This window comes from Streptomyces sp. NPDC096339, from assembly GCF_044762985.1.
Taxonomy (GTDB): Bacteria; Actinomycetota; Actinomycetes; order Streptomycetales; family Streptomycetaceae; genus Streptomyces.
This window is the reverse complement of sequence record NZ_JBIWFI010000020.1, coordinates 29,241-55,268: the sequence shown is the minus strand read 5'-3', so window position 1 is coordinate 55,268 and position 26,028 is coordinate 29,241. Positions and strand designations below refer to the sequence as shown.

Here is a 26,028-nt window from a genome sequence, read left to right as displayed (position 1 = left end):
CGGGCAGGGTTCGCCCCCACGGTGCCCAGCCCGGTCGGCCCCGACATCCCCCGACACCACTTGAAACAGTCGGTTTTCAGCCAACGGCGTGCGAACCGTAGTGCTGTAAAAGGTACTTCCATATCAGGGCATGCGTCTGACATCTTGCGTCCACCACTCGTTTCGTACGACGCGATAGGTGCCACCAGCACCATCGTGTCCTCGGAGGACGCATTGATACCCCACATATCCAGCCGACCTCGACGTACCCTCGTGCTGGCCGCCACCCTCGGCGCCGCACTCGCTTTCGGGGCCCCCGCCGCGCTTGCCGGCACCGCTCCCGTCTCCCCTTCCGGCTCTCCCGCCAAGGCCGGCGTCGCCCCCGCGGCGCCGAAGGCCGCGGCGCCGACCTCCCAGAGTGCGACCTGGGTTGCCGGCACCCGCGCCTACTTCGTGATCACTGCTCCCGGTGACACCACCGCGGTGCGCAACGCCATCGCCGCCAACGGCGGCACGGTCTTCCACTACTACGACGCCATCGGCGTGGTCCTGGCCCACTCCGCCTCCGGCACCTTCGCCACGACCATGCGCGGCGTGAGCGGGGTCCAGAAGGTGGGCGCCACCCGCACCTCGGACGTGCCGGCGGACGCCTACAACCCGGCGCTGCCCGCCAATCCGACGCAGGCCACGACGCCCGCGGGCGAGCCGGCCCGCGCCGACATGACCCAGATCAAGGCCGACCAGGCCTGGGCCGTCACCACCGGCTCGTCGTCCGTCAAGGTCGGCATCCTGGACACCGGTGTGGACGACCAGCACCAGGACCTGGCCCCGAACTTCAACGCGGCCGACTCCGTCTCCTGCGCCTACGGCAAGCCGGACACCCGTACGGGCGCCTGGCGCGACGTGGGCACCCACGGCACCCACGTGGCCGGTACGGTCGCCGCCGCCAAGAACGGCAAGGGCGTCGTCGGCGTGGCCCCGGGCGTGAAGATCTCCTCGGTGCGCATCGCCGAGCCGAACTCGTCGCTCTTCTTCGCCGAGAACACGGTGTGCGGGTTCATGTGGGCCGGTGACCACGGCTTCAAGGTCACCAACAACAGCTACTACACGGACCCGTGGCAGTTCAACTGCCCGGACAACCTCGACCAGGCCGCGATCATCGAGGGCGTCAAGCGCGCCCAGGAGTACGCGGAGGGCAAGGGTTCGCTCCAGGTCGCCGCGGCGGGCAACGAGAACTACGACCTCGCCAACAAGACCACCGACACGGCCAGCCCGAACGACTCGACCCCGGTCACCCGCACGATCACCAACGCGTGCGTGGACATCCCGACCGAACTCCCGGGCGTGGTCACGGTCGCGGCGAACGGCACCGGCACCACCAAGGCCTCTTTCTCCAACTTCGGCCAGGGCATCATCGACGTCGCCGCGCCGGGCAGCAACGTCTACTCGACCGCGCCGGGCGGCACCTACGCCACCATGAGCGGTACCTCGATGGCCAGCCCGCACGTCACGGGTGTGGCGGCACTGATCGCCAGCACCAACCCGGGCATCACGCCGGCCCAGATCCGCGACAAGCTGGCCACCCAGGCCAACGACGTCGCCTGCCCGTCGGACAGCCGCTGCAAGGGCACCACGGCCAACAACGGCTTCTTCGGCGAGGGCCAGGTAGACGCTCTGAAGGCGGTCGGGTCAACCCCGCCTCCCGGCAAGTACTTCGAGAACACCGGTGACTTCGCCATCGGCGACAACACCACCGTGGAGAGCCCCATCACCGTCAGCGGTGTCACGGGCAACGCCCCGGCCACCCTCAAGGTGGGCGTGAACATCGTGCACACCTACATCGGTGACCTGAAGGTCGACCTGATCGCCCCCGACGGCAGCGTGTACACGGTCCACAACCGGGCCGGCGGCAGCGCCGACAACATCAACCAGGTCTACACCGTGAACGCCTCCTCCGAGGTCGCGGGCGGCACCTGGAAGCTGCGCGTCAACGACAACGCCGGCGGCGACACCGGCAAGATCGACTCCTGGAACCTGACCTTCTAGTTCCGCCGAGCCGTCGCCGAAGGCCGTCGAGGGGCAGTGACTCCGCTCCCCGACGGCCTTCGTGCGACCGGCTTGATGTGGGCGAAGGCGCTCTTGGCGTTCCAGGTCGGGAAGGCCCGTACGAGCCACGACGGGCCGTGGAGCCGGATGCGGTCCTCCCGGACGGCTTCGGCCCAGCTCAGTTGGCCGGCGTGCCATTTGACGAAGGCCTCGGCCTCCGCCGTGACGTACAGGTCCTCGTCGACACCCGGGTACGTCTTGCAGATCTCCGTGTCCGCGTGCTCGATCAGCAGCCAATAGCGCTCCGAGCCCCTGGGCCGCCCGGTGAAGTCGAAGCGGATGACGACACGCCCGTCCGGGAGCCGGTCCCGGCGGAGCATGTTGCACATCGACCACAGCGCCACGAAGGGATCGAGGTGCTCGGGGGCGATCTCGAGCCAGGCGGCACCCCATTCACCGAGCGACACGCAGACCTTGAAGAGGTCGTGGCCCGCGGAGGTGAGCTCGTAGTGGTGTCCGCGCCCTTCGCTCTTGGGTGCCGATTCGACGATGCCGAGCCGTTCGAGCTGCTTGAGCCTCTGCGCGAGCAGGGTGCGGGACAGTCCGGGAGCGCCCTGGAGGATCTCACCGAAGTTTCCGCAGCCCAGGTACAGGTTGCGGATGATCACCGGTGTCCAGCGCTCGGCGAAGATCTCGGCGCCACGGGCGATGGGACAGTACTGACCGTAGGTCCGCACGGTGCCATTCTCCCACTCCCCCCATCGCCGGTTGAGTCCAGATTCCTGACTTCACGGCCCCGGTCCGCGGTGGTGCGATGGGAGCGTCGGGGGACGAGAAGCACGACGCGACCGTCCGGTCGGCGGGCCGGCCGGACGTCCGAGCGGGAGGCGACCGCGATGGACATCAACGGCTTCCGGGGCCGGCTGATCACCGCCGGCCACGACGACTACGACACCGCCCGGGCCGTGTGGAACGGCGCGGTCGACCGCCACCCCCGGCTGATCGCCCGGTGCGGCGGGACCGCCGACGTGGTCGCCGCCGTACGCTTCGCCCGCGACCACGACCTGGAGATCGCGGTCCGGGGCGGGGGCCACAACGTGGCCGGCACGGCGGTGTGCGACGACGGGATCGTCATCGACCTCTCCCCCATGCGAGCCGTCCGGGTCGACCCCGCGGGGCGCACGGCCCTGGTGCAGGGTGGCGCGCTGTGGGGCGACGTCGACCACGGGACGCAGTCCCACGGGCTGGCCACCACCGGCGGCATCGTGAGCCACACCGGCGTGGCCGGGCTCACGCTCGGCGGCGGTCTCGGCTTCCTGATGAGGCGGCACGGGCTCGCGGTCGACAATCTGCTGGCCGCCGAGGTGGTCACCGCTGACGGGAGTGTCGTGCGTGCGTCCGCCGACGAGGACCCCGACCTGTTCTGGGCGTTGCGGGGCGGCGGCGGGAACTTCGGCGCCGTGACCGCGTTCCGCTTCGCCCTGCACCCCCTCGGCCCGACCGTGATGGCCGGCCCCGTGTTCTGGGCTGCCGACGACACCGCCGACGTGCTGCGCTTCTACCGGGACTTCGTCTCCGAAGCCCCCGACGAGCTGGGCACCGTCGTCAGGCTGGGCACCGTACCGCCGCTGCCGGTCGTCCCAGAGGAGCTGCGTTGGCGGCCGGCCGTCGCCGTGGCCTGCTGCCACGCCGGACCCGCCGAAGAGGGCGAGCGGGTCCTGCGGCCCCTGCGCCGGTTCGGGACTCCCCTCGTGGACCTGCTCGCACCCACGTCCTACGCCGCCTTTCAGGGGGGTCTCGACGACACCGTCCCCCACGGGTGGCACTACTACTGGAAGGCCACCGGTCTCACCGGGCTCTCCGACGCCGCCGTCTCCGTCATCGCCGACCAGGCCTACCGCGCCGGCTCGCCCCGGTCGTACGCGGCGGTGTTCCACATGGGCGGCGCCGTCGCCCGGGTCCCCCACGACTCCACCGCCTACGCCGGTCGCGACGCACCCTTCAACATCGTCATCGACGGTGTGTGGCTCCCCGGGGAGACCGGCGAGCGCGCCGCGGGCGAGACCGCCTGGACGCGGAACTTCCTCGAAGCCCTCGGCCCGCACCGCGGCGGGCGCGTCTACGTCAACTTCCTCGACCGCGACGACGACGCCGGCCGGGTCCGCGAAGCCTACGGCGACGACACCTACCGCCGGCTGGCCGAGGTCAAGGCCAAGCACGACCCCGGCAACGTCTTCCACCACAACAAGAACATCCGCCCCGCCTGAGGCCGGGCCCTCGCCTACCTCGTCCGCAGCACGCAGTCCCCGCAGAGCCCTCCGCCCGGCACCTGGTAGTAGAGGCAGCAGCTGCGCCGCACGAAGGCGACCCCGAGTCCCTCCTCGTGGATGAAGGTGCCGGTACCTCCCAGCGGCCCGCCCTCCGCGAGCAGTTCACCGGCCAAAGTCACGGCCGTGCCGCCCGGTACCCGGTCGAGCAGCACCCGCAGCGCCCCGACGAGCCCCGACGCGGCGTTGCCCCGCAGGACCTTCGGCGAGACCCCGAACCGCTCCCGCAGTCCCGCGTCGAGCACGGCCAGGTTCCCGAGGACGGTGTCCCCGAGGGCCTGAGCCGGCAGCTCTCCCGGCTCGGGCAGCCACAGCTCCAGCGAGCCGGCCCCCGGCAGCCTCCACCACACCCGGTCGGGGGCCAGGTCCGGCACCCGCCCGGCGAGCGCGGCGCAGCCGAGCCCGATCGACCACAGCCGTGAGGCGATGCCGAGCTGGGCGGTCGAGGCGGCCACCCGCCCGGGCCCGCTGCCGATCCGCCGCCCGACCTCGGCGACGTACGGCTCCAGCCGCTCGCCGTACAGCTCGCCGAGCGGCCGGTAGCCCTCCCCGGGCGGCTCCTTCCCGTAGGGCACGGTGAAGAACGGCCCGACGGAAGCGAGCCTGCGCAGTACCTCGTCCATGCCCGGATGATCTCAGGCGCGGGGGCTCAGCCGGTCGGGGAGTACGTCGCCACCTCGAAGTCGGACATGTCGAGCCGGGCCACCGGCTCCTGGAGGACCACCGTCTCCGGGACCACGCGGACCGCGTCCGCGACCCGGACCGTGTTCACGCGCGACCACGCCGAAAGGCTCTGATTCAGCCCGCCCGTACAGCTTCCGCGACGGCGCCGCGGGGCTCGCCCCGCCCGCGCGCGGCCTCGGCCCGACGCACGGCCGGACCCATCCCGTACGAGGCCGCCGACAGGAGGGCCCCCAGCAGCAGCCACCCCGGGACGCCCCACACCAGCAGCAGCGAGGTCAGCACCAGCGGCCCCAGGGTGCGGGCGACCGGAACCCCGGTGCCGAAGAAGCCCTGGTACTGGCCCATCCGGTCGGCGGGCGCCAGCGAGAAGCCGATCTGCCAGGACCCGGCGGACTGCCGCATCTCGGCGTCCACCTGGAGCACCGCTCCCGCCACGAGCAGCCCCGCCGCCGCCCAGGCGGCCCCCGGCAGCGCCGAGAGGGCGAACACCGCGCACGAGGCGGCCATCACCAGCCCCGAGACCCTCAGCGCCCGCAGCGCGGTGTCCACGTCGGTCACGGGCCGGGCCGTGCGTACCTGGAACAGCATCACGGCGACCGTGTTGAGCACGAACAGCGCCGACACCAGCCAGCCGGGAGCATGCGTGCGCTGCACGATCCACAGCGGCACGGCGAGGCTGAGCAGGGGCATCCGCAGCAGCAGCACCGCGTTCAGCAGCGTGACCAGCGCGTACGGGCGGTCGCGGAGGACCGCCAGCCGGGGCTCCCCGGCCGCCCGCAAGGGGACGGGGGCCACCGCCGGCAGCGTCAGCAGGAGGGCGGCGCAACCCAGGAAGCCCACCGCGTCGAGGACGAAGACCGCCAGGTAGGCCCGTTCGGTGTCCGCGCCCAGGGCCAGGCCGCCGAGCGCCGCGCCCAGGGCCAGCCCGCCGTTGAGCATCGACTGGAGGTGGGCCAGGACTCCCGTCCGCCGCTCCGCCGGGACCAGGCCGGCGAGCAGCGCCTGCCTGGCCGCGCCGAGCCCGCACTGGGCGGTGGCGTACACGACCACGGCCGCCAGGAAGGCCCAGAAGGACCGGATGACGAGGAAGGAGAGCACCGAGGCCGCCGTGGCCGCCGCCAGCACCGCCGAGGTGCCGCGGGGCCCGCGCCGGTCGGCGAGCGCCCCGAGCGGGACGCCGGCCACGGAGCCCACGGCCCAGGCGACGGTCAACCCCAGGCCGATCTGCGCGGGCGAGAGACCCACCACGCGGGTGAAGTAGAGGGCCGAACACACGTAGTAGGCGCCGTCACCGACGGAGTTGCTCAACTGGGCCGCGGCGAGCCGTCGCGGCGCCCCGGGCGGGGGCAGGATCCGTAGCGTCACCCCGTCATTCCATCAGCCGGGTGGCCCGCGAGGCAGAGCCATTCAAGGCCCGGGATCCTGGGCCACTCACAACCCCGCGAGGAACTCCAGCAGTGCCCGGTTGAAGGCCTCCGGCTGCTCCACCCCGGGCAGGTGTCCGGCCCCGTCGATGACCGTGAGCACCGAGTGGGGCATCAGCGCGTGCATGGCCTCGGCGTCGGCCACCGGGGTGTAGACGTCGTCCGCGCCGACGAGCAGCAGGCAGGGCTCCGCGGCCCTGGCGAGCACCGGGCGGTAGTCGGGACGCTCGGCCCGCCCGCGCAGGGCGGCGGCGGCGCCCTCGGGGTCGGTCGCGCACATCATGGCGCTCACCCGGGCGGCCGCCTCGGGCATGCCGGTCACGTTGTAAGGCGCCAGCATCTTGTCGATGACCTCTTCGGCGTACCCCCTCATGCCCTCGGCCAGGAGCCGCTCCGCGAGCTCCCGGCGGTACTTCCTGCCGTCCTCGGTCTCCGGCTCCGGCGAGGTGTCGCAGAGCACGAGCGCCCGTACCACACCCGGGTGGCGCAGCCGCAGCTCCATGGCGATCTGCCCGCCCATGGACACACCACCGACGACCGCCTGTTCGATACCCAGGCGGGCGAGCAGGGCGGCGAGGTCGTCCGCGAGGTCGGCGAGGAGCGCCTTGCCGGGCACGACCGGGCTTTCTCCGTATCCTCGCAGGTCAGGGGCGATCACCCGGTAGCCGGCGGCCGTCAGCGCGGCTGTCTGGGGGGCCCACATCGTGCGGTTGAACGGATGTCCGTGGATCAGGATTACGGGCGTTCCGTCCCGGGGACCCAAGTCATCGAAAAAGACGTTCACGCCATTGCCAAATTGGGGGTTCATGAGAGGACTTTAAGGGGCTACATTGAGCCACTCGCGTTCACCTGACAGCCCGTTGCCTTTCACCCGTGTTTTGCACGGGGGGCGACGTCAGAGACGCACACTGTGCAACCACCCCACCGCCCAGAAGGACCGAAGGCTCCGTGCCCGTACCCGTACTCCTCGCCGGCCGCTCCGTGCGGCTCGAGCCCCTCGCCCCCCACCACACCGAGGCTCTGGCCCTGGCCGGGGCCGAGGATCGTACGACTTACGCCTTCACCCCCGTACCCCATGGGGTGCAGGCGTCCCACGAGTACATCGAACGCGCCCTCGCCGATCAGGCGGCGGGCCGGTCGCTCCCGTTCGCGGTGGTCAGAGCCGCGGACGGCCTTGTTGTCGGTTCCACCCGGTTCCTGGAACTGGACTACTGGCAGGGTCCACTCGTGTGGCCCGCCGTGCCGGGTGTCCCGTTCGGCGATCCGGCGACGGCGATCCCCGATGCCGCCGAGATCGGCAACACCTGGCTGTCCCCGGGCGCCCAGGGCACCGGTATCAACACCGAGGCGAAGCTGCTCATGCTCCGCCATGCCTTCGAGACCTGGGGCGTGCGACGCATCTCACTGCGCGCGGACGCCCGCAACGTCCGCTCGCGGGCCGCGATGGAGCGTCTCGGCTTCACCTGCGAGGGGGTCCGCCGGGCCCATTCGCGGGGGCTCGACGGCGCGGTCCGCAGCACCGCCTTCTACTCGATCCTCGACGAGGAGTGGCCGACCGTGCGGTCGATCATCGAGCTGAGGCTCTCGGCGAAGGCCCCGCGCAAGCGCAGGCGCAAGACGCTCGTTCCGGCGTAACGGTCCTGCGGTCGCCCGCCCCCGCCTTCCTCACCCGAGGAAGGCGGGGGCGAGGGCCGATGCCATGAGCCGGACCGGGGCGCCGCTCCCGTCCGCCGGGACCGTGTACAGGTCGGCCCCGAAGTCCCCGGGCAGCGAGTAGGCGACGGTCCGCTCGTCCAGCCACACGACCTGGTCGTCGACGCTGCGCTCCTCGGCGAGCGGGGTCTCCGCTCCGGAGGCCAGGTCCAGGGCGTACAGCCGCCAGGGGGCCTCGGCCGGAAGGCCCTCCACCCGCTTCTTGAACACCAGCCGCTTCCCGTCCGGCGCCAGCGACGGGCACTCCACGTTCTCGCGCAGGGCGGTCACCGTGCGTGCGGTCAGGTCCCCGCGGACCAGGTGGGTGCGGCCGCCCGTGGCCATGGTCGCGTAGAACGCCTGCTCGTCGGCGGTGAAGGTGACCCCCCAGAAGTTGACGTCGGCGTTCCGGTACTCCTTGCCGTCCTTGAGGATCGTGAAGTCCTCCAGGGAGGCGTCGAGCCTGCCCGTGCGCAGGTCGAGCACCGAGGTCCGCGTCGAGAAGTTCGTACCGGCGTACGAGTCCCCGCCGACGAAGACGGTCCACGCGGCGAGGTGCCCACCGGGCGAGACCCGGGCCCGGGTGGGGATGCCGGCCAGCGGGTGCGCCGACACCTCCTTCAGGCCCTTGTCGAGCACGACGGCCCGGTAGCCGTCCTGGACCCCGCCCTTGACCGCCTGGAGGCAGATGCCGGTACCGGCCGCGGAGTGGAAGCGCAGGCAGCTCACCCCGGAGGCGGTACGGGCTCCCTCGGGCGCGGAGGCGGGGACGGAGGCCAGTTCGTCTCGGTGCGGGCCCCACGCCATGTTGCGGAAGAGGATCCGTGGGCCACCGTCGCCCGGGGTCAGCGAGAGCTCGCCCCGGATGATCTCGGGGCCGCCGGCCTGGGCCTGGTTCTTCTGCTCGGCCCGGTCGGCGGCCCGCAGGAAGGACAGCCCCGCGATCACGGCCAGGACGGACACGACGGCGGCCAGGATCAGGATCCGGCGGCGGAGGGACAAGGGGGGCATCGGTGGCATGGGGGCCTTTCGGTGGTGGGGGCCTTGCGGCGGGCCTCGGGGCCCGTCGGCACGGGTCCGGGCGTCAGCCGTCACCCGCGGGCAGCAGACGCCCGGACAGGCAGACGGCCGCGGCGAGCAGTGCGGCGGCCACGGCCAGGGCGGGGCGGGCGCCCCAGACCGTCCAGGCGGCTCCGAAGCCGAGGGAGGCGGCGAACCGGGCGAGGGCCTGGCCGGTCTGGACGAGGGCCAGACCTCCGCCGCGGTGCTCCTCGGGGACGGCTCCGGCGGCCGCCGCCATCAGCACGCCGTCGGTCGCCGCGTAGAAGCCGCCGTGCAGCAGGAGCACCGCGTACGGCAGCCACGCCCCCGCCCCTCCGGCGAGCAGCAGCCCGTAGGCGAGCAGCAGGGCGAGGTGGCCGCCGACGAAGACGCGGCCGCGGCCGATCCGGTCGGCGAGCCTGCCCAGGGGCAGCGCGAGCAGGAAGAACGCTGCGGCGGTGCCGAGCGGCAGCAGCGCGAACCAGCGGTCGGCGATGCCGGTGGCGTGCTGCAGCAGCAGGAAGACGAAGGCGTCGCTGACGGTGCACAGGCCCAGGACCAGCGCGCACAGGCCGATCCGGCGCAGGTCGGGCCGGCGCAGCAGTGCGAGGGCGGCGCGCAGCGAGACCGGTTCGGCGTCGGCGGCCGGGGCGGTCCGACGGCCGGGGACGAACAGGACGAGGACGAGGACGCCGAGGGCGGCGACGCAGGCGCTGACGGTGAAGACGGCGTCGTAGCCGTCGGCGGCGCCGCGCAGGACGAGGAAGGCGAGGATCGGGCCGATGAGCGCGCCGGCGGTGTCCATGGCCCGGTGCACGCCGAAGGCCCGGCCGCGGTCCTCGGGGGCGGCCGCGAGGGAGATCAGGGCGTCGCGCGGCGCGGTGCGCAGGCCCTTGCCGGTGCGGTCGAGGGCGAGGACGGCGCCGATCGCGGGCAGGGTGTGCGCGAGCAGGAGCAGCGGCTTGCAGAGAGCGGAGAGTCCGTAGCCGATCCCGGCGAGGGCCTTGTGGCGGCCGAGGCGGTCGCCGAGGTGGCCGCCGGTGAGCCGGACCAGGGCGCTGACCCCGTTGTAGAGGCCGTCGAGCAGTCCGAAGCCGAGCGGGGAGAGCCCGAGGCCGGCGACGAGGTAGAGCGGGAGCACGGCCGTGACCATCTCGGAGGAGACGTCGGTGATCAGGCTGACTGTGCCGAGGGCGAGAACCGTGGGGGCGAGGGCGGCGCGCCGCCCCGGGTGGGTGCCCGGGGCGGCGGCCTGCGGCTCGGGGGTCACGGCGGGCGCGGGGGTACCGCGGCTGTCCGCAACGTACATGGTCAGGAAGCCCAGATCCCCGTGATGTCCTTGGCGGTGGCCGCGTTCCCGGCGTGGGTGGTCAGGCCGGCCAGGCCCTCCAGGGTGCGCAGCATGTCGTAGTGGTTGTAGGTGGTGCTCGACGTGCTGCCGGGGGTGACGGGCTGGCCGTAGAGGACCGTGGGGATCTTGTTGCCGGCGAGCCGGTTGTCCTCGTCGAAGGTGACGACGAGGAGGCTGTTGTGGGTCTTGGCCCAGTCGGCGTAGGGCTTGATCTTGTTCTTGAGCCAGGTGTCGCCGGTGCCGACGGAGCAGTCGTGCATGTCGTTGCACAGGTCCGGGACGACGAAGGACACCTTGGGCAGGGTGTTGAAGTCCGTCGGGAACTGGGTCATCGTCTTCGCGGTGCTGGTGGGTACGTTGGAGAAGGCGAACCAGGGGTTGTGCTTGCGGGCGTACTTGCCGCTGCTGCACGTGGTCGATCCGGCGCTGGGGAGGCCCTCGTTGTAACTGCCCCAGCTCTTGCCCGCGGCGATCAGCTCGGAGGCCAGGTTCGGCGCGGAGCTGAAGCCGGGCGTGTAGCAGCTGTCGCCGGTGACGCCCTGGTTGGAACCCGAGAAGAGCTGGAGGTAGTTGGGCTGGCTCGGGTGGGTGATGCCGTACGACTGCGTCAGGTTGGCGCCGCCGCTCTTGAGCGAGTTGATGTACGGGGCGCTGGAGCTGCCGATGACCTGGCTGTAGGCGTGGTTCTCGAAGACCACGACGACGACGTGGTCGGGCGCGGGCAGGCCCGCGGCGTGGGCGGGCTGGACGGCGCCGATGCCCGCCCACAGGGCGACGCCCGCGACGCTGAGGCCGAAGGCGGTGGCGAGGGCGGTCCTACGACGGGAGCCTGGCAGGGGCATGCCAAACACGGGGTACCTCCGGGCGGAAATGGGGTTCGGACGGCGGCGCGGACGCACCATACCCAGGGGCATGTGCACTGGCCAGGGATACTCGGCGAACAGAACCCGAACTCCACCGTCCCTTCAGGCGCCGGGTAAGGGCCTGCCCCAGAAAACCCCAAGAGAAGTAAAAATGCGGAACCCGGCCACGTATTCGTTCATCTTCCGAACGGACGGGACCAGCCGCCAGACCACACCGCCCCCTTGGGGGCAGCATCAGCCGGAGAGCCACCGCACATGTCGTACTCACCCGACGGGCAGCAGTTCCAGCCGTACAGGCCGCAGGGGCAGAACCCCCAGCCGCCCTACGGCGACCAGTACGGCGGGCCCTACGGACAGCAGCAGCCCCCCGGCCCGCCGCCGGGCCCGTACGGCCGGCAGCCGAACGGCCCGTACGGGCAGCAGCCGCCCTACGGTCAACAGCCGCAGTACGACCAGCAGTACGGGGACCAGTACGACCACGACGGCTACGACCCCGAGCCGCCGCCGCGCAAGTCGCGGGTGCGTCGCTGGGTGATCGCGGGCGCCTCCGTGCTGGCGCTCGCCGGCATCGCGGCGCTCGTGATGAACCACTTCGAGATACCGCCGTTCACCGACAAGGGTTCCTCGGTGTCCTTCGGGCAGCCCTCGGGCGGTGACGGCAAGCAGAAGGACGCGGCCAAGCCGGCGGCGAACTCCAAGATGCTGATGCCCACGGGCCCGGCCGCCGAGTTCAAGAACTCGATGACCCTGGCCGACGGCACGCACGTGGCCGTCACCACGCTGGACGGCAAGAAGTCCGGCTTCAAGGGCAAGGTCTGGGTCTGGGCCCCCAAGGAGTACAACGACCCGAAGTTCGCCAAGAGCGGCTTCCCGGTCATGATCGCCCTCCCCGGCGGCGCCGGCTACCCGAGCAACTACTGGATGGGCACCGACCTGGGGCTCCAGACGAGCATCAGCAAGTGGTACGCCGAGGGCAAGAGCAAGCCGTTCATCCTCGCCATGCCGGTGCTGAACCCGGGCCCGGACGACAAGGGCATCTACTGGGACGGCTCCGACATCCCCGACCAGCCGAAGATGGGCACCTGGCTGACCGAGGACGTCCCGGACCTGATGAAGGCGAACTTCCGCACCGTCAAGTCCCGTGACGGCTGGGCCTACATGGGCTCCTCCACCGGCGGCTTCGCGAGCCTGAAGGCCGTGCTCAAGCACCCGGAGAAGTTCAAGGCCGCGATCTGCTCCGGCCCGGACATCGTCCCCGACTCCTCGCTGTGGAAGGGCCACGACAAGGAGAAGGCCGAGAACAACCCGGAGCTCCTGGCGAAGGCCATGATCGACAAGAAGGGCGCGCCGGACGTCTACATCGCCTTCCAGGTCGGCGACAACGAGAACAACAAGAAGACCCTGCCGGACGTGCAGAGGTTCATCGCCACCTACGGCAACAAGGGACCGATCCACACCGAGCTGAGGGTCATCCCCGGCGGCCAGCACAACGCCAAGACCTACGTCCCGAACATGGGCTTGGGGCCGATCCAGTTCATCAGCAAGGTCATGGAAGGACCCGTCGAGTAGCCTGCGGCGCCTCGACCCGCTCCTCCTTCGACTCCGGCCCGCCGAACACCCTCGGCGGGCCGCTGCCGTTCCAGGGCGCCCAACCCGGATCCCCGGTCACCGCGAAGCGGACCCACGCCGAGTGCATCTCCTCGGCGAGCGCCTGCGGGGTGTCGGGACCGGCCAGCCACGAGGCCTCCGGCACGCCGAGGGTGTCGAACACGAAGCCCAGTTCCAGGGCGTGGCAGGCGCCGAGTCCCGGTACGCCGGACGGCCACGCGAATTCGTACAGATAGCTCGGCGCGGCCCGCCGTGCCCCGGCCAGCCTGCGCAGCGGGTCGCGCAACAGGCTGTCCGTGAGCAGCTGCCCCGCGAGCTCGGCGGGGCTCGCCCCGGGCAGGGCGGCGCGCAGCGCCCGTACGTCGGCACGGTCCTTGCCGCTGCGGAAACGGGCCAGCCACAGGGTGAGCGGGCCGAGCCGGTCCAGGAGCCGCATCGCGCCGGTGGGGGCGAGCCAGAGCCGGTACTCCTCGGTGGTCCAGCCCAGCAGCAGCGGCACGTCGCTGCGGGCGGCGGCTTCGAGGGGGTCCTCGGGGAGCGTCCTCGGGTCGGCCACCAGGCCGAAGGCGGGGCCGCCGACGAGGGGGCTGGACTTGTGGAGCACCGCCGCCTGGGCGGCGAGCAGGTCGGGCAGCGGGGTGTCGGCGAACGCCTTCGCGGTGGCCTTCGTCTTGAGCAGGGAGGCCATCCGCCGCACCATGGCGCGCACCTTGTCGCGCGGCAGCACCTCGGGAGCCCCGCTCTGCAGCACCGCCTGGGAGAAGAGCCCGGCGGCGCGCGGAGCGGCGAGGAGGGCGCCGATGCTGATGGCTCCGGCGGACTCGCCGAAGACCGTGACCCGGGCGGGGTCGCCGCCGAAGGCCGCGATGTTGTCGCGGACCCATTCCAGGGCGGCGATCTGGTCGAGCAGGCCCCGGTTGGCCGGGGCGTCGGGGAAGAGGCCGTAGCCGAGCACCCCGAGGCGGAAGTTGCAGGAGACCAGCACGACCCCGTCGCGCGCGAAGGCGGCGCCGTCGTAGACGGGCACGGCCGAGGAGCCCCGGGTGTGCGCGCCGCCGTGCAGCCACACCATGACGGGCAGCCCCGCCGCCGGCGTCGGGTCGGGGGTCCACACGTTGACGGTCAGGCAGTCGTCGCCGGGGATCTGCGGATCGGGCAGCAGGGCCGCGAAGGTGTGCTCGTAGGGCACCTTGGGCGCGGTGGGCCCGAAGGCCCCGCAGTCCCGTACGCCTTCCCAGGCGGCCGGCGGCTCGGGCGCCGCGAAGCGCAGGGCGCCGACGGGCGGGGCGGCGTACGGGATGCCCCGGAAGACGGCGCTCCCGTGTGCGTCCCTACGGCCCTGGACCAGGCCGGAACCGGTCCGGACCCGGGGCCGCGGCCGGCCGTCGTCACCGGGTGCGCTCATCTCGTCCTCCTGCTGTCGCCTGTGCTCCGCGCACGGTCGCACAGCCCTCCGACGGGTGACAAGGCGTGACCCTGCCGGGACCCGGCCTGGTTGGACGGGGCATGCGATCCGTACGTATCCACCACATTCTGCCCGCCCTGCTGCTGGCCGCCACCGGGCCGGCCGTCGCCGGTGCCGGTGCCACGACCGCCGCGGCGGCCGAGCCGGACTTCCAGTACGTCGGCCAGGACGACCGGCCCCACGGGCTCGCCGCGCCGAAGGGCTGCGTCGCGGCGGAGGGCGGCGGCGGCCGCGCGGTGTCCAACAGGACCGCGGCCACGGCGGCCTTCCACCGGGACCCCGGCTGCCGGGGGCCGGTGGTCGAGGTCCTGAGGCCGGGCTCCGTCACCCAGGTGCGGCCGTACTTCGCCTCCGTGGCCTTCACCGTCACCGGGTAGGCGCAGGGACCGTGACCCCTCGGCCCTCCCGGCGTTGTATGCCATGTCAAATGCTGCAGATTCTGTGGCTCCCCATATCTCACGAGGAGATCTTTGATGTCGCGTATCGCGAAGGCATTCGCCATCACCGCTGTGGCCGGTAGCGCCGTCACCGCCGGTGCGGGTCTGGCTGTCGCCGATGCCGGAGCGCACGGTGCGGCGGTCGGCTCCCCCGGTGTCCTCTCGGGCAACGTGCTCCAGGTTCCCGTCCACGTCCCCGTCAACGTCTGCGGCAACACGGTCAACGTGATCGCGCTGCTCAACCCGGCGTTCGGCAACACCTGCGTCAACGCGTCGGGCGGCGGCGACCACCACACCGAGGGTGGGGACTACGGCCACTGATCGCCTGATCTCCTGATCGGCTGATCACCGAAAGGGCCCCCGCCGGTCGGCGGGGGCCCTTTCCGTACCGCTCTCTGATCGTTCTCCCGGATCATTCGTAGCGGTAGACGCCCTGGTGGCTCAACACCTCACGGGGGGTGAGGTTCCACGGTGGCATCGGCTCGTCGAGGGCGATGACCCGGCCGCGCTGGAGGTCCCCGTAGGGCAGGGGCCCGGCCGGCAGGTAGCCGGAGTCGGGGTGCTTCTGCTGCCAGCGGTCCCAGATCAGGTCCACGAAGGAGTGGTGCAGCCAGAACGCGGGGTCGTTGGGGGCGGTGCCACCGGTCATGTGGCCGCCGATCCACTGGTGGACCTTGTTGTGGTTGCGCCAGCGCTCGCTCTTGGGCGCGGCCCAGCCCTCCAGCCTGTTGCGGAAGCTGCCGCCGGCGGCCGTGGAGTCCCAGGGCGAGGAGTCGTACGTCGGATCGTCGATCGCCCACTGGAGTTCGGCGCGGGTGGGCAGGGTGATCGGGTTCTGCGGGCGGCCGAGGTTGCGGGTGAGGAAGGCGGACTCCGTGATGCCGACGGTCACCGTCCAGTTGCCCTTGTCGTAGGCGAAGGGCCCGGTCATCACCTTGCGGTCGCTCGCCCGGCCCGTGCCGCCGAGGAAGTCGTCGGCCCAGAGCGAGGAGACCGGGCTGGTGTCGGTCGTCCAGTCCCAGTAGGGGATGGAGACGCCGGGGTCCACGCGCTGCAACTCCCGCTCGAACTGCAGCAGGTAGAGCCTGTGCCAGGGGAAGAAGGACGGCGACATGTGCCCGACGCGGAGCTTGCGGTCGCGGTCGGGCACGAAGTACTTGTCATGGGTGCGCACGAAGGAGTCGTAGGTGCCGTCGCGCTTCAGCTCCAGCACGGCCGCAGTGAACCGCTTCTTCTGGGCGCTGGTCAGGTTCTTCTGGTTCTGCCGGGTGTACAACGCGGGGCTCCTCCCGTTCCCGTACGTGTGTCAGCCGTGGTGCGGGGCCGCGAACGCCAGTTGGGTCGTGCCCAGTTCGTCGACGGCGGCGCGGGCCAGTTCCATGGGCGTCCCGTAGGACTGGAAGTGGTTGATCCCGCTGAGGTAGCTGCCGTCGGCGCGGCGCATGACGTGCAGCGGACGGCCGTCGATGCGCACCCCGGCGAGGTCGACGGCGATGTGCCGGCCCCGGTACGTCTCCTCCTCGGCCAGCGGGGCCGGAGTCAGCGTCTGGCGGGGGCGGCGGGCGCGCAGTACGGGGGCCAGGGCGGCGGCCGTGCCGGCGAGCACCGTCGCGGTGAAGGCCGTACGGAGGACCGCGCGGCGGGTCAGTGGTGCGGCGGCGGTTGCTGCGGACAACATACGGTCTCCCTCGCTCGGTGCCGGCGGCTGGGCCGTCTCTTTCGGATCCTGCCGGTCAAGCCCGCGTCGTCCGGTGCCGTGCATCGGCGCGTTGGCGGGGCGCCCTTGTACTGGACGTACTCGGGTGCTCCGCCGGCGCGGCGAGGTGCGGCACCGGGCGGCAGGGGGTACCTCCCGGCCCCCTGGGGCTGGGGGAGGGTCAGGCAGGATCCGGAAGAGGCGGCCCACGGGTCTAACGCCGCGCGGCGGGCGAGGTCACCCTTGGGGGTGCTTGTAGAAGAAGGTGGTGGGGTGCAGGCGGCCGGCCGGGTCGGTGGCGTAGTCCGGGATGGTGCCGACCTCGGTCCAGCCCGCCCGGAGGTAGACCTTCTCGGCGCCGCTCCCGGTCTCGGTGTCGAGGAACAGCAGGACCACGCCCGCGCGGGCGGCGGCCGCCTCGGCCTCGGCGAGCAGGGCGCGGGCGGCGCCCCGACCGCGGGCCTCGGGATGGACCATCAGTTTGCGCAGTTCGGCGCGGTGGCGGCCGTTGGGCTTGGACTCCCGGTACCAGCTGACGGTGCCGTCGATGCGGCCGTCGCCCCCGGTGCGGGAGACCCACAACGCGAGGGAGCCCTCCTCGACGGCGGGCAGCAGGGAGTCCCACCAGGCGGCGGCGCCCTCGTGGTCGAGGCCGGCGAGGAAGCCGAGCGAGGAGCCGCCCTCCACGACCGCGAGGAGGAGGGCGGCGAGTTCGTCGCGGTGCGCGCGCAGACCGGTGGCGTCGAGGGGGCTGATGCTGGTGATCATGTGGCCAGCGTACGGATCGGGAGGGTGCGCGCCGGGGACGGGGGGCGGCGCGAACGCTCGTGCGCGGGGCGGACGGGAGTTTGACCACAGGCCCTCTAAGGCGCCGGCAGCTCCGCGAAGTCGGCCACCAGGCCGCGGTGGTGGCCGGCCGTGCCCAGGGCCAGGGAGTCGGCCTTGGCGCGCTTGAGGTAGAGGTGGGCCGGGTGTTCCCAGGTCATGCCGATGCCGCCGTGCAGTTGGACGCACTCCTCGGCCGCGCGGACGGCCACGCCCGAGCAGTAGGACTGGGCGACGGCCACCGTGAGCGGGGCGTCGGGCGCCCCGGTGGCCAGGGCGTCGGCCGCGGCTCTGGCCGCCGCGCGGGCCGAGGCCACGTCGAGCCAGAGCCGGGCCAGGCGGTGCTTGAGGGCCTGGAAGGAGCCGACGGACCGGTTGAACTGGTGCCGGGTGCGCAGGTACCCGACGGTTTCGGCCAGGCACCATTCGGCGATCCCGACCTGCTCGGAGGCCAGCAGTCCGGCCCCCGAGAGGAGGGCTCCGGCGACCGCGGCCCGGGCGGCGGCGGGGTCGGCGAGCAGGGTGCCGGTGGCACCGTCGAGGGTGACGGTGGCGAGCGGGCGGGTCAGGTCCAGGGGTACCTGGTCCGTCAGCCGGGCGGAGCCCGCGGGGACGGCGTGCAGCCCGGTGTCGGCGAGGACCAGCAGGACGTCGGCGGCGACCGCGTCCGCGACGGAGGTGACCGCGCCGCTCAGGGTCCCCCCGCCGGAGTCCCGGACGGCGGCCGGCAGGGGGGCGCCGGGGGCCAGGGTCAGCGGTACGGCCGGCACGCAGACCCGGCTGCCCGAGGCCAGCTCCCGCAGGAGGTCGGCCGCTTCCGGGGTGTCGCAGCCGAGCAGGATCTCGGTGGCGAGCACCGAGCTCGTCAGGTACGGGAGGGGAGCGACCGCCCGGCCCAGTTCCTCCAGTACCACGGCCGCCTCGCGGTGGCACGCGCCCTGGCCGCCGCGCTTCTCGGGCACGAGGAGGCCGGCGGCTCCGATGCCGACGGCGAGGGTCTCCCACAGGGCCGGGTCGTGCGGCCTGCCGGTCTCGGCGCGGGCGAGGACCTTCGTACTGTCGCAACGGTCGGCGAGCAGGGACCGTACGGCGGAGCGGAGTTCCTCCTCCGTCTCGGAGTAGAGCAGGTCGCGGGTCATCGGGCCAGGTCCTTCCACGGGAGGTCCTTGTCGTCGCGCGGCTCGGGCGGCAGCCCGAGGACGCGTTCCGCGACGATGTTGAGGAGGATTTCGCTGGTGCCGCCCTCGATGCTGTTGCCCTTGGCGCGCAGGTAGCGGTAGCCGGCCTCGCGGCCGGTGAAGTCGACGCCTTCGGGGCGCCGCATGGTCCAGTCGTCGTACGACAGGCCCTCCTCGGCGAGGAGTTCGACCTCCAGGCCGCTGATCTCTTGGTTGAGGCGGGCGAAGGTGAGCTTCATGCCCGAGCCCTCGGGGCCGGGCCGGCCCGCCGCGAGCTGCTGGCGCAGCCGCTCGCCGGTGAGGCGGGCGACCTCGGCCTCCACCCACAGTTCCAGCAGCCGCTGGTGGAGGGCGTGGGTGCGCAGTTCGGGGCGCTCGCGCCAGGCGGCGGCGACGGGGCCGATCATGCCGCCCTCGCGCGGGAGGCGCATGCCGCCGATGGAGACGCGTTCGTTCATCAAGGTGGTGCGGGCGACGGCCCAGCCCTCGCCGACGGCGCCGAGGCGGCGGCTGTCGGGGATGCGGACGCCGGTCAGGAAGACCTCGTTGAACTCGGCCTCGCCGGTGATCTGGCGCAGCGGCCGGACCTCGACGCCGGGGGCGTGCATGTCGCACAGGAAGTAGGTGATGCCCTGGTGCTTGGGGAGGGCGGGGTCGGTGCGGGCGATCAGGATGCCCCAGCGGGCCGTGTGGGCGCTGGAGGTCCACACCTTCTGGCCGTCGACCACCCACTCCCCCGAGGCCTCGTCGAGGACGGCGCGGGTGGCGAGCGCGGCCAGGTCGGAGCCGGCCCCGGGCTCGCTGAAGAGCTGGCACCAGACCTCCTCGCCCACCCACAGGGGCCGCAGGAAGCGGCGCTTCTGCTCCTCGGTGCCGTGGGCGAGGATCGTCGGGGCGGCCATGCCGAGGCCGATGCCGATCCGGCGCGGGTCGTTGTCGGGGGCTCCCGCCGCTTCCAGTTCGGCGTCGACCGCTGCCTGCAGGGTGCGGGGCGCGCCGAGTCCGCCGAGGCCCTCGGGGTAGTGGACCCAGGCGAGTCCGGCGTCGAAGCGGGCGTGCAGGAAGTCGGCGGGGGCGGTGGTGGCGGGCGGGTGGGCCGCGAGCAGGTCCCGTACGCGGCCGGACAGTTCCTCGGCGGTGACGGCGGGGTCGGTCATCGGGCCGCTCCGTCCTGCGCCTGGGGCCGGCTCTGGGCCCGTGTCCGGCTCTGGGCCTGGGTCCCGGTCTGGGCCGGTACGACGACCAGCCGGCCGGTGGTGGTCCCGTCGGCGAGGCGCTGCACGGCATCCGCGGCCGCGGCCAGCGGGAGTCGTTCGCTGACCAGGGGTTTGACGGTCCCCTCGGCGGCGAGCCGGGTCAGTTCGGTGTGGCAGGCCAGGATGGCCGCGGGGTCCTTGGCGGCGTAGAGCCCCCAGTGCAGGCCGAGGATCGTGTAGTTCTTCACCAGCGCGTGGTTGAGGGCGGGGGTGGGGACGGTGCCGCTCGCGAAGCCGACGACGACGATCCGGCCCTCGAAGGCCACGCATTTGGCGGAGGCGGTGTAGGCGTCCCCGCCCACCGGGTCGTAGACCACGTCGGCGCCGCGGCCGGCGGTGAACTCCTTGACCCGGGCCGCGATCCCGCCGGTGTCCTCGGCCGTGCGGTCGATGACGAGGTCGCAGCCGAGTTCCTCGGCGGTGCGGGCCTTGTCCTTGCCGCCGACGACCCCGATGACGGTGGCTCCGGCGGCCTTGCCGAGCTGGACCGCCGCGCTGCCGACCCCACCCGCGGCGGCGTGCACGAGGAGGGTCTCGCCGCGCTGGAGCCGGGCGCGGCGGTGCAGACCGAACCAGCCGGTCTGGTAGCCGATGTGCAGGGCCGCGGCCTCGGCGTCGTCGAGGCCGTCCGGCGCGGGGAGCAGGGCGCGCGCGGGCGCGGTGACGTACTCGGCGAAACCGCCGTGCGGGAGGCTCGGGTTGGCGATGACGCGGCGGCCGTCCTCGGTCTCGCCGCAGATCTCGACGCCGGGGGTGAAGGGCAGCGGCGGGCGGATCTGGTACTGCCCGCGGACGAGCAGGGCGTCGGGGAAGTTGACGTTGGCGGCGAGCACCCGGAGCCTCACCTCGCCCTCACCGGGCACCGGCTCGGGCACCTCCTCGAGGCGCATGGCCTCGAGGGGTTCGCCGGGGGTGTGTACGCGCCATGCCTGCATCCGGGGCCTCCAGCCGCCGTCGAGAATCACGCTCCGCGCCGCATACTAAGCGGTCGGTTCTCGTTCTGTGAACCCACGGGGACGGTGCGGGCGCGGTGATCGGGACCGTCCGGGCAGGAGGGCTTGCGCGCCACGGGGCCGATCCTGTCCGAGCCATGGTGATCTCAGGGCCCGCACGCTATCGATGGGCGCATGGAGAACCCCCTGCGCGGGCTGCCCGCGCCACCGCCGCTCGGCGCGGCCGCCCTGCCTCCCGGTACCTACGCGGGGCAGGTGGTCCTCGTGACCGGCGGCGGCACCGGACTCGGGAAGGCCATCGCGGCCGAGTTCGCCCGGCTCGGTGCCGATCTGGTGATCGCGGGACGGCGGGTCGAGCAGCTGAAGGCCGCCCAGGACGAGCTGGCGGCCGTGCCCGGCGCGGGCCGGGTGACGGCCGCCGTCTGCGACATCCGGGACCCCGAGCGGGTCGCGGAGGTCTTCGACGCGGCCGGGGCGGCCTTCGGCCTGCCGGACGTGCTGGTCAACAACGCGGCCGCCAACTTCCCCTGCCCGGCCGAGGACTTGTCCCCGAACGCCTGGCGGGCGGTGGTCGACATCACCCTCACCGGCACCTGGTTCATGACCCGCGAGTTCGGCCGCCGCCACCTCGCCTCGGGCAGCCCGGGGTCCATCGTGAACATCGGCGCCTCGTACGCCTGGACGGGCGGCCCGGGGTTCGCGCACAGCGCCGCCGCCAAGGCCGGGGTGAAGAACCTGGTGGAGACGCTCGCCGTCGAGTGGGGCCCGTACGGCATCCAGATCAACGGGCTCGTTCCCGGGCTGTTCCCCCACGCCGACATGACCGCGGACATCCGCGGCGGCCTGGAGCGGGCCGCCCCCGACACCGGGACCGTTGACGACAAGGGGGGCCGGCAGCCCGCGCTGCGGGTGGGCGCGCCGCGCGAGCTGGGCTGGGCCGCCACCTTCCTGGCCTCGCCCTACGCCCGCTTCGTCACCGGCCACACGCTGGTGGTGGACGGGGCGAACTGGCAGCGCCGCGCCGTGGTCAATCCCGAGGTCGTCCCGCTGCGGGAGCAGCTGGGGCGGGGCCCGTTCGCCGGATGAGGGCTCAGCCCCCGGTGAAGTGCGGCGGGCGGCGGGCCGCCTTGGCGCCGTAGCCCTCGCGGACGTCCTCCGAGGTGAGGGTGAGGGCCGCGGTCATCGCCACCCGGTCCAAGGCGGCGGGCAGGGCCGCGTCGGCGTAGGCGTCGATGCCGCGTTTGATGCCCTGGACCGCGAGGGGCGCGTTCGCGGCGATCTCCGCCGCCAGGGCCCGGGCGGTGGGCTCCAGATCGTCTCCGGGGACGGTCAGTTGGACCAGGTTCAGCCGGTGGGCCGTCGCCGCGTCGATGCGGCGGCCGGTCAGGGCCAGGTACTTGGCCCATCCCGCGCCCGCCTCGCGGGCGATGCGCAGGTCGCCGCCCGCGTCCACGGCCACGCCCAGCCCGGCTTCCGGCAACGCGAAGACGGCGTCCTCGGCCGCCACCCGGACATCCGCCATCAGCGCCAGCTCGAAGCCGAAGCCCAGGCAGTACCCCTGGACGGCGGCCACCACCGGCTGCGGGAGGCGGGCGAGGACCGCGAAGCGCTCGTGGACCCAGCGGATGCCCTCGTAGTAGTTGCGGGTGCGTTCGGCGGCCGAGGCCCCGGCGATCGCGCCGCCGGGCGCCGTGACGTCGATCCCCGCACAGAAGGCCCGCCCTTCGGCGCGCAGCAGAACCACCCGCACCGAGGGGTCGAAGCGGATCCGGTCCGCGAGCAGGCCGAGCTGGCGGGTGGACTCCCAGCTCCAGCCGTTCAGCTTGTCCGGGCGGCACAGGGTGAGGACCGCGATCCCGTCCGCCGTTTCCAGCCGGATCCGTTCCTCACCCTCCGCGATCTCCGTGGAGACGGTGTCGATCACCGGGCCGCACCCCCTCATCACCTGACGAACCGTCAGACTAGGGGTGGCGGGTCAGCGGGGGAAGACCTCGAACAGCACCGCCGGACGGCCGCCGAAGCGGGCCCCCGCCTGTTCGGCGACCCCGCCGAGGAAGCCCCGTACGTACTCCTCGGGGTCCTGGTCCGTCAGCACCTCGATGTACGCCTTGTGTTCCATGAGCGACTTCACCGCGCGCTCCATGCCCGGAGCGGCGTCGGCGGCGTGCGTCGGGGTGGTCGTACCGGTCACCGCGACCCACCGCACCCCGTTCCAGGGCTCCAGGCCCTGCTCGGCCAGCAGCTCGGGGAAGATCCACCGGTTGCCGGCGTCGGCCGCCGCGTCCAGGGTGGCCCGCCCCACGGCCTTGTGGTCGGGGGTGTTCCAGAAGCCGCCGCCGTCGGCGCCGCCCCAGGTGTCACGGTGGTTCATCGTGATGACCAGCTCGGGACGGTGGCGGCGGATCGCCGCGGCGATGTCCCGACGCAGGTCCAGGCCGTACTCGATCACGCCGTCGCGGTAGTCGAGGAACTCCACCTCGGACACTCCGACGACGGCCGCGCTCGCGCGCTGCTCCGCCTCGCGCAGCGGCGCGCATTCGGCGGGCGCGACGGTGTCGATGCCCGCCTCGCCGCGCGTGGCGAGGACGTAGACGACCTCGCGGCCGCCGTCCGTCCAGTCCGCGATGGCGGCGGCGGCGCCGTACTCCAGGTCGTCGGGGTGGGCGACCACCGCGAGGGCGCGCTGCCAGTCGGTGGGCATGGGGGGCAACGGGGGCTGCTGGTCCTGCTGTTCGGTCATACGTCGAACAATAGGCGACCGGCGGCCCCCGCCCCGTTCAGGCCTCGTCGCGTACGAGGGCCGGCAGCCGGTCCAGCACCCGCGGGCCGCCCGCGCGGACGCCGTCGTGCCCAGGGGTACGGGGTGCGGAAGACCCGCGCCCCGGCCGGATCGCGGCCGGGGCGCCGGTGTGGTGTTCCGCCCGAGTCCAGGGCCCTTGACCGGGGGCTACGGGAACTCGACCACCGAGCGGAGCACCTCGCCGCGTTCCATACGGGCGAAGGCCTCCTCGACCCCGTCGAGCGGGATGGTCTCGGATACGAAGGCGTCGAGGTCGAGCCGGCCCTGGAGGTAGAGGTCGATCAGGAGCGGGAAGTCCCGCTCGGGCAGGCAGTCCCCGTACCAGGAGGACTTGAGGGCGCCGCCCCGGCCGAAGACGTCGAGGAGCGGGAGTTCGAGCTTCATGTCCGGCGTCGGCACGCCGACCAGGACCACGGTCCCCGCGAGGTCGCGCGCGTAGAAGGCCTGGTTGTAGGTCTCGGGGCGGCCGACGGCCTCGATGACCACGTCCGCGCCGTTGCCTCCGGTCAGTTCCCGGACGGCCTTGACCACGTCCTCCGTACGGCCGTTGACGGTGTGCGTGGCGCCGAGGCCGCGGGCCCACTCCAGCTTCCGGTCGTCGAGGTCCACGGCGATGATCCGCGAGGCGCCCGCCAGCCGGGCCCCGGCCACGGCGGCGTTGCCGACTCCCCCGCAGCCGATGACGGCGACGGAGTCGCCGCGTCCGACGTTGCCGGTGTTCAGGGCCGCGCCGAGGCCGGCCATCACCCCGCAGCCGAGGAGTCCGGCGGCGGCGGGCGAGGCGGCCGGGTCCACCTTGGTGCACTGGCCGGCCGCGACCAGGGTCTTCTCGACGAAGGCGCCGATGCCGAGCGCCGGGGAGAGCGGGGTGCCGTCCTCCAGGGTCATCGGCTGGGTGGCGTTGTGCGTGGCGAAGCAGTACCAGGGCCGTCCTCGCCTACAGGCCCGGCAGGTGCCGCACACGGCACGCCAGTTGAGGACGACGAAGTCGCCGGGGGCCACCGAGGTGACGTCCGGACCCACCGATTCGACGATCCCGGCGGCCTCGTGGCCGAGCAGGAAGGGGAACTCGTCGTTGATGCCGCCCTGCCGGTAGTGCAGGTCGGTGTGGCAGACCCCGCAGGCCTGGACCCGTACGAGCGCCTCGCCCGGGCCGGGATCGGGCACCAGGACCGTCGTCGTCTCCACCGGTGCGCCCTTGCTCCGGGCGATGACCCCTCGTACGCGATGCGTCATGTCTACCCCGCTCTGCTGTCGTCGGCTCCCGTCGGTACGGAACGTACACGGGCGGCGCCCTCCAAGGCAGTTGCGGCGGGGCGGTTGTGTCACGGCACGGCGCGCGGTCCTCCCCCGGCTCCGCCGGGAGGTGCCGCCGCCAGTTCCGGTGGTACGGCCGCGCGCAGGGCCGCGCCGAAGGCGGCCACGGCCGGGTGGGCTGCGGCTCCACTGCGGAACGCGAGCTGGGTACGGCGCCCCATGAGCAGGCGGGTGAGGCGTACGGCCGGATCGGCGGGGGCCGTGATGCCGAGCTGCGGTACCACGGCCACACCCTGGCCGGCCGCGACCAGGGCGAGGACGGTGGCGAACTCGTCGACCCGGTGGCGGACGCGGGGCGTGAACCCCGCGGCCTGGCAGGCCCGCAGGGTCATGGCGTGGCAGAGGGTGCCGGGCGTGGCGGTGATCCAGGGGGCGTCGGCGTGCGCGCGCAGGACGGCGTCCTGGCCGACGTCGGGGCCGGCGTCGGGGTCGGCGTCCTGGCTGGTGTCAGGGTCGGCGTCAGGGTCGGCGGCCCGGTCCGGGGCCTCCGCCACCGGGCCCGGGGCTGTGGCGGCCGGGGCGGCCGGGGCGGCCAGGTACATCGTCTCGCCGTACAAGGGCTCGGTGGTCAGGCCGGGCTCCTGGGTGGCGGGGACGAAGTCGTACTCGTGGACGAGGGCCACGTCCAGGTCACCGGCCCGCAGGGCGTGCGCCACGGCCGCCGGGTCGGTCTCCGAGACCATGGGCTCCAGCCCGGGGTGGCGCCGGGCGAGGGCCGTCAGGGCCGCGGGGACGATGGCCCGGGTGGCGGTGGGGAAGGCCCCGATCCGCAGGGCGCCGGCCAGGCCGCCGCGCGCTTCGGCGAGATCGGCCTCGGCCCGTTCCAGCCGTTCGAGGACGGCCTCGGCGTGCTCGACCAGGTGCTGCCCGGCCGGGGTGAGGCGGACCCGGCGGCCGGTGCGTTCCAGCAGGGGCAGACCGGCTTCCCGTTCGAGGACGCCGAGCTGCTGGGACACCGCCGAAGGGCTGAACGCGAGGGCTTCGGCCACGGCGGCGATGGTGCCGCGGCGGGCCAGTTCGCGCAGCAGGCGCAGGCGTCGTACATCGAGCATCGGCTCAGCTTACGCTTCAGGCAGGAAATGCGAA

General features: G+C 73.0%; 26 protein-coding genes. 7 read left to right on the top strand and 19 right to left on the bottom strand.

The window, feature by feature from the left end; translation table 11 throughout:
* Positions 1 to 252: 252 nt before the first annotated feature.
* Entirely contained in the window at positions 253 to 2,025 is a 1,773-nt protein-coding gene (locus ACIQ5Y_RS23995; protein WP_403883943.1) for a S8 family peptidase, read from the top strand.
* Here the strand turns inward: ACIQ5Y_RS23995 and ACIQ5Y_RS23990 are convergent.
* The gene (locus ACIQ5Y_RS23990) at positions 2,022 to 2,762 is read right to left on the bottom strand and encodes a winged helix-turn-helix transcriptional regulator (protein ID WP_403883940.1); all 741 of its coding nucleotides are present in this window, start codon (positions 2,760 to 2,762) and stop codon (positions 2,022 to 2,024) included. The two genes, ACIQ5Y_RS23995 and ACIQ5Y_RS23990, sit on opposite strands and share 4 nt — an antisense overlap.
* 159 nt (positions 2,763 to 2,921) lie before the next feature.
* Here ACIQ5Y_RS23990 and ACIQ5Y_RS23985 point away from each other — a divergent pair, with 159 nt between their 5' ends.
* The gene (locus ACIQ5Y_RS23985; RefSeq protein WP_403883937.1) at positions 2,922 to 4,292 is read left to right on the top strand and encodes an FAD-binding oxidoreductase; all 1,371 of its coding nucleotides are present in this window, start codon (positions 2,922 to 2,924) and stop codon (positions 4,290 to 4,292) included.
* Positions 4,293 to 4,306: 14 nt separating this feature from the next.
* Here ACIQ5Y_RS23985 and ACIQ5Y_RS23980 read toward each other — a convergent pair whose 3' ends face one another.
* From ACIQ5Y_RS23980 to ACIQ5Y_RS23965, 4 genes are all read right to left on the bottom strand, one after another.
* Positions 4,307 to 4,975 carry a (2Fe-2S)-binding protein gene (locus ACIQ5Y_RS23980; RefSeq protein WP_403883934.1) on the bottom strand — a complete coding sequence of 223 codons (669 nt, stop codon included), beginning with the start codon at positions 4,973 to 4,975 and terminating at the stop codon, positions 4,307 to 4,309.
* A gap of 26 nt (positions 4,976 to 5,001) precedes the next feature.
* Entirely contained in the window at positions 5,002 to 5,124 is a 123-nt protein-coding gene (locus ACIQ5Y_RS23975) for a hypothetical protein (RefSeq protein ID WP_403883931.1), read from the bottom strand.
* A 26-nt stretch (positions 5,125 to 5,150) separates the two neighbouring features.
* Positions 5,151 to 6,401: an MFS transporter gene (locus tag ACIQ5Y_RS23970; protein WP_403883928.1), complete on the bottom strand. Its 1,251-nt coding sequence runs from the start codon at positions 6,399 to 6,401 to the stop codon at positions 5,151 to 5,153.
* 66 nt (positions 6,402 to 6,467) lie between these two features.
* Positions 6,468 to 7,268 carry an alpha/beta fold hydrolase gene (locus ACIQ5Y_RS23965; protein ID WP_403883925.1) on the bottom strand — a complete coding sequence of 267 codons (801 nt, stop codon included), beginning with the start codon at positions 7,266 to 7,268 and terminating at the stop codon, positions 6,468 to 6,470.
* A 140-nt stretch (positions 7,269 to 7,408) separates the two neighbouring features.
* Between ACIQ5Y_RS23965 and ACIQ5Y_RS23960 the strand changes: the two genes are divergently transcribed.
* Positions 7,409 to 8,095 (top strand): GNAT family N-acetyltransferase, encoded by a 687-nt coding sequence (locus ACIQ5Y_RS23960; RefSeq protein WP_403883922.1) that lies wholly within the window; start codon positions 7,409 to 7,411, stop codon positions 8,093 to 8,095.
* Positions 8,096 to 8,125: 30 nt separating this feature from the next.
* Here ACIQ5Y_RS23960 and ACIQ5Y_RS23955 read toward each other — a convergent pair whose 3' ends face one another.
* From ACIQ5Y_RS23955 to ACIQ5Y_RS23945, 3 genes are all read right to left on the bottom strand, one after another.
* Positions 8,126 to 9,154 carry a TolB family protein gene (locus ACIQ5Y_RS23955; RefSeq protein ID WP_403884169.1) on the bottom strand — a complete coding sequence of 343 codons (1,029 nt, stop codon included), beginning with the start codon at positions 9,152 to 9,154 and terminating at the stop codon, positions 8,126 to 8,128.
* Between the two features lie 82 nt (positions 9,155 to 9,236).
* Positions 9,237 to 10,502 carry an MFS transporter gene (locus tag ACIQ5Y_RS23950; RefSeq protein WP_403883919.1) on the bottom strand — a complete coding sequence of 422 codons (1,266 nt, stop codon included), beginning with the start codon at positions 10,500 to 10,502 and terminating at the stop codon, positions 9,237 to 9,239.
* Positions 10,503 to 10,504: 2 nt separating this feature from the next.
* On the bottom strand, positions 10,505 to 11,386 hold the full coding sequence (locus tag ACIQ5Y_RS23945) for an alkaline phosphatase family protein (RefSeq protein ID WP_403883916.1): 882 nt from the start codon (positions 11,384 to 11,386) through the stop codon (positions 10,505 to 10,507).
* Between the two features lie 276 nt (positions 11,387 to 11,662).
* Between ACIQ5Y_RS23945 and ACIQ5Y_RS23940 the strand changes: the two genes are divergently transcribed.
* Entirely contained in the window at positions 11,663 to 12,976 is a 1,314-nt protein-coding gene (locus ACIQ5Y_RS23940; protein ID WP_403883913.1) for an alpha/beta hydrolase, read from the top strand.
* Here the strand turns inward: ACIQ5Y_RS23940 and ACIQ5Y_RS23935 are convergent.
* Entirely contained in the window at positions 12,954 to 14,420 is a 1,467-nt protein-coding gene (locus tag ACIQ5Y_RS23935; protein WP_403883910.1) for a carboxylesterase/lipase family protein, read from the bottom strand. The two genes, ACIQ5Y_RS23940 and ACIQ5Y_RS23935, sit on opposite strands and share 23 nt — an antisense overlap.
* A gap of 101 nt (positions 14,421 to 14,521) precedes the next feature.
* Between ACIQ5Y_RS23935 and ACIQ5Y_RS23930 the strand changes: the two genes are divergently transcribed.
* Together ACIQ5Y_RS23930 and ACIQ5Y_RS23925 are read left to right on the top strand one after the other, a co-directional pair.
* Positions 14,522 to 14,857, top strand: coding sequence for a hypothetical protein (locus ACIQ5Y_RS23930; protein ID WP_403883907.1), 336 nt, complete (start codon positions 14,522 to 14,524; stop codon positions 14,855 to 14,857).
* 96 nt (positions 14,858 to 14,953) lie between these two features.
* On the top strand, positions 14,954 to 15,238 hold the full coding sequence (locus ACIQ5Y_RS23925; protein ID WP_384579191.1) for a chaplin: 285 nt from the start codon (positions 14,954 to 14,956) through the stop codon (positions 15,236 to 15,238).
* A 91-nt stretch (positions 15,239 to 15,329) separates the two neighbouring features.
* Here ACIQ5Y_RS23925 and ACIQ5Y_RS23920 read toward each other — a convergent pair whose 3' ends face one another.
* The 6 genes from ACIQ5Y_RS23920 to ACIQ5Y_RS23895 all read right to left on the bottom strand — a co-directional run bounded on the left by ACIQ5Y_RS23920 (position 15,330) and on the right by ACIQ5Y_RS23895 (position 20,807).
* Complete coding sequence (locus tag ACIQ5Y_RS23920; protein WP_403883903.1) at positions 15,330 to 16,193, bottom strand: tyrosinase family protein; 864 nt, start codon at positions 16,191 to 16,193, stop codon at positions 15,330 to 15,332.
* Between the two features lie 30 nt (positions 16,194 to 16,223).
* On the bottom strand, positions 16,224 to 16,595 hold the full coding sequence (locus ACIQ5Y_RS23915) for a tyrosinase family oxidase copper chaperone (protein ID WP_403883900.1): 372 nt from the start codon (positions 16,593 to 16,595) through the stop codon (positions 16,224 to 16,226).
* 255 nt (positions 16,596 to 16,850) lie between these two features.
* Positions 16,851 to 17,378, bottom strand: a complete 528-nt coding sequence (locus ACIQ5Y_RS23910; RefSeq protein ID WP_403884166.1) for a GNAT family N-acetyltransferase — start codon at positions 17,376 to 17,378, stop codon at positions 16,851 to 16,853.
* Between the two features lie 98 nt (positions 17,379 to 17,476).
* Positions 17,477 to 18,577 carry an acyl-CoA dehydrogenase family protein gene (locus tag ACIQ5Y_RS23905; RefSeq protein WP_403883897.1) on the bottom strand — a complete coding sequence of 367 codons (1,101 nt, stop codon included), beginning with the start codon at positions 18,575 to 18,577 and terminating at the stop codon, positions 17,477 to 17,479.
* The gene (locus tag ACIQ5Y_RS23900) at positions 18,574 to 19,773 is read right to left on the bottom strand and encodes an acyl-CoA dehydrogenase family protein (RefSeq protein WP_403883894.1); all 1,200 of its coding nucleotides are present in this window, start codon (positions 19,771 to 19,773) and stop codon (positions 18,574 to 18,576) included. The genes ACIQ5Y_RS23905 and ACIQ5Y_RS23900 overlap by 4 nt, the downstream gene beginning before the upstream one ends.
* The gene (locus tag ACIQ5Y_RS23895) at positions 19,770 to 20,807 is read right to left on the bottom strand and encodes an NADPH:quinone oxidoreductase family protein (protein WP_403883891.1); all 1,038 of its coding nucleotides are present in this window, start codon (positions 20,805 to 20,807) and stop codon (positions 19,770 to 19,772) included. The genes ACIQ5Y_RS23900 and ACIQ5Y_RS23895 overlap by 4 nt, the downstream gene beginning before the upstream one ends.
* 192 nt (positions 20,808 to 20,999) lie before the next feature.
* Between ACIQ5Y_RS23895 and ACIQ5Y_RS23890 the strand changes: the two genes are divergently transcribed.
* Positions 21,000 to 21,911, top strand: coding sequence for an SDR family oxidoreductase (locus tag ACIQ5Y_RS23890; protein WP_403883888.1), 912 nt, complete (start codon positions 21,000 to 21,002; stop codon positions 21,909 to 21,911).
* A gap of 4 nt (positions 21,912 to 21,915) precedes the next feature.
* Here the strand turns inward: ACIQ5Y_RS23890 and ACIQ5Y_RS23885 are convergent, their stop codons facing one another.
* From ACIQ5Y_RS23885 to ACIQ5Y_RS23870, 4 genes are all read right to left on the bottom strand, one after another.
* Positions 21,916 to 22,749 (bottom strand): enoyl-CoA hydratase/isomerase family protein, encoded by an 834-nt coding sequence (locus tag ACIQ5Y_RS23885; protein ID WP_403883885.1) that lies wholly within the window; start codon positions 22,747 to 22,749, stop codon positions 21,916 to 21,918.
* 51 nt (positions 22,750 to 22,800) lie between these two features.
* Entirely contained in the window at positions 22,801 to 23,565 is a 765-nt protein-coding gene (locus ACIQ5Y_RS23880; RefSeq protein WP_403883882.1) for a PIG-L deacetylase family protein, read from the bottom strand.
* A gap of 207 nt (positions 23,566 to 23,772) precedes the next feature.
* Positions 23,773 to 24,861: an S-(hydroxymethyl)mycothiol dehydrogenase gene (locus ACIQ5Y_RS23875; RefSeq protein WP_403883879.1), complete on the bottom strand. Its 1,089-nt coding sequence runs from the start codon at positions 24,859 to 24,861 to the stop codon at positions 23,773 to 23,775.
* 89 nt (positions 24,862 to 24,950) lie between these two features.
* On the bottom strand, positions 24,951 to 25,994 hold the full coding sequence (locus tag ACIQ5Y_RS23870) for a LysR substrate-binding domain-containing protein (RefSeq protein WP_403883876.1): 1,044 nt from the start codon (positions 25,992 to 25,994) through the stop codon (positions 24,951 to 24,953).
* Positions 25,995 to 26,028 lie beyond the last annotated feature (34 nt).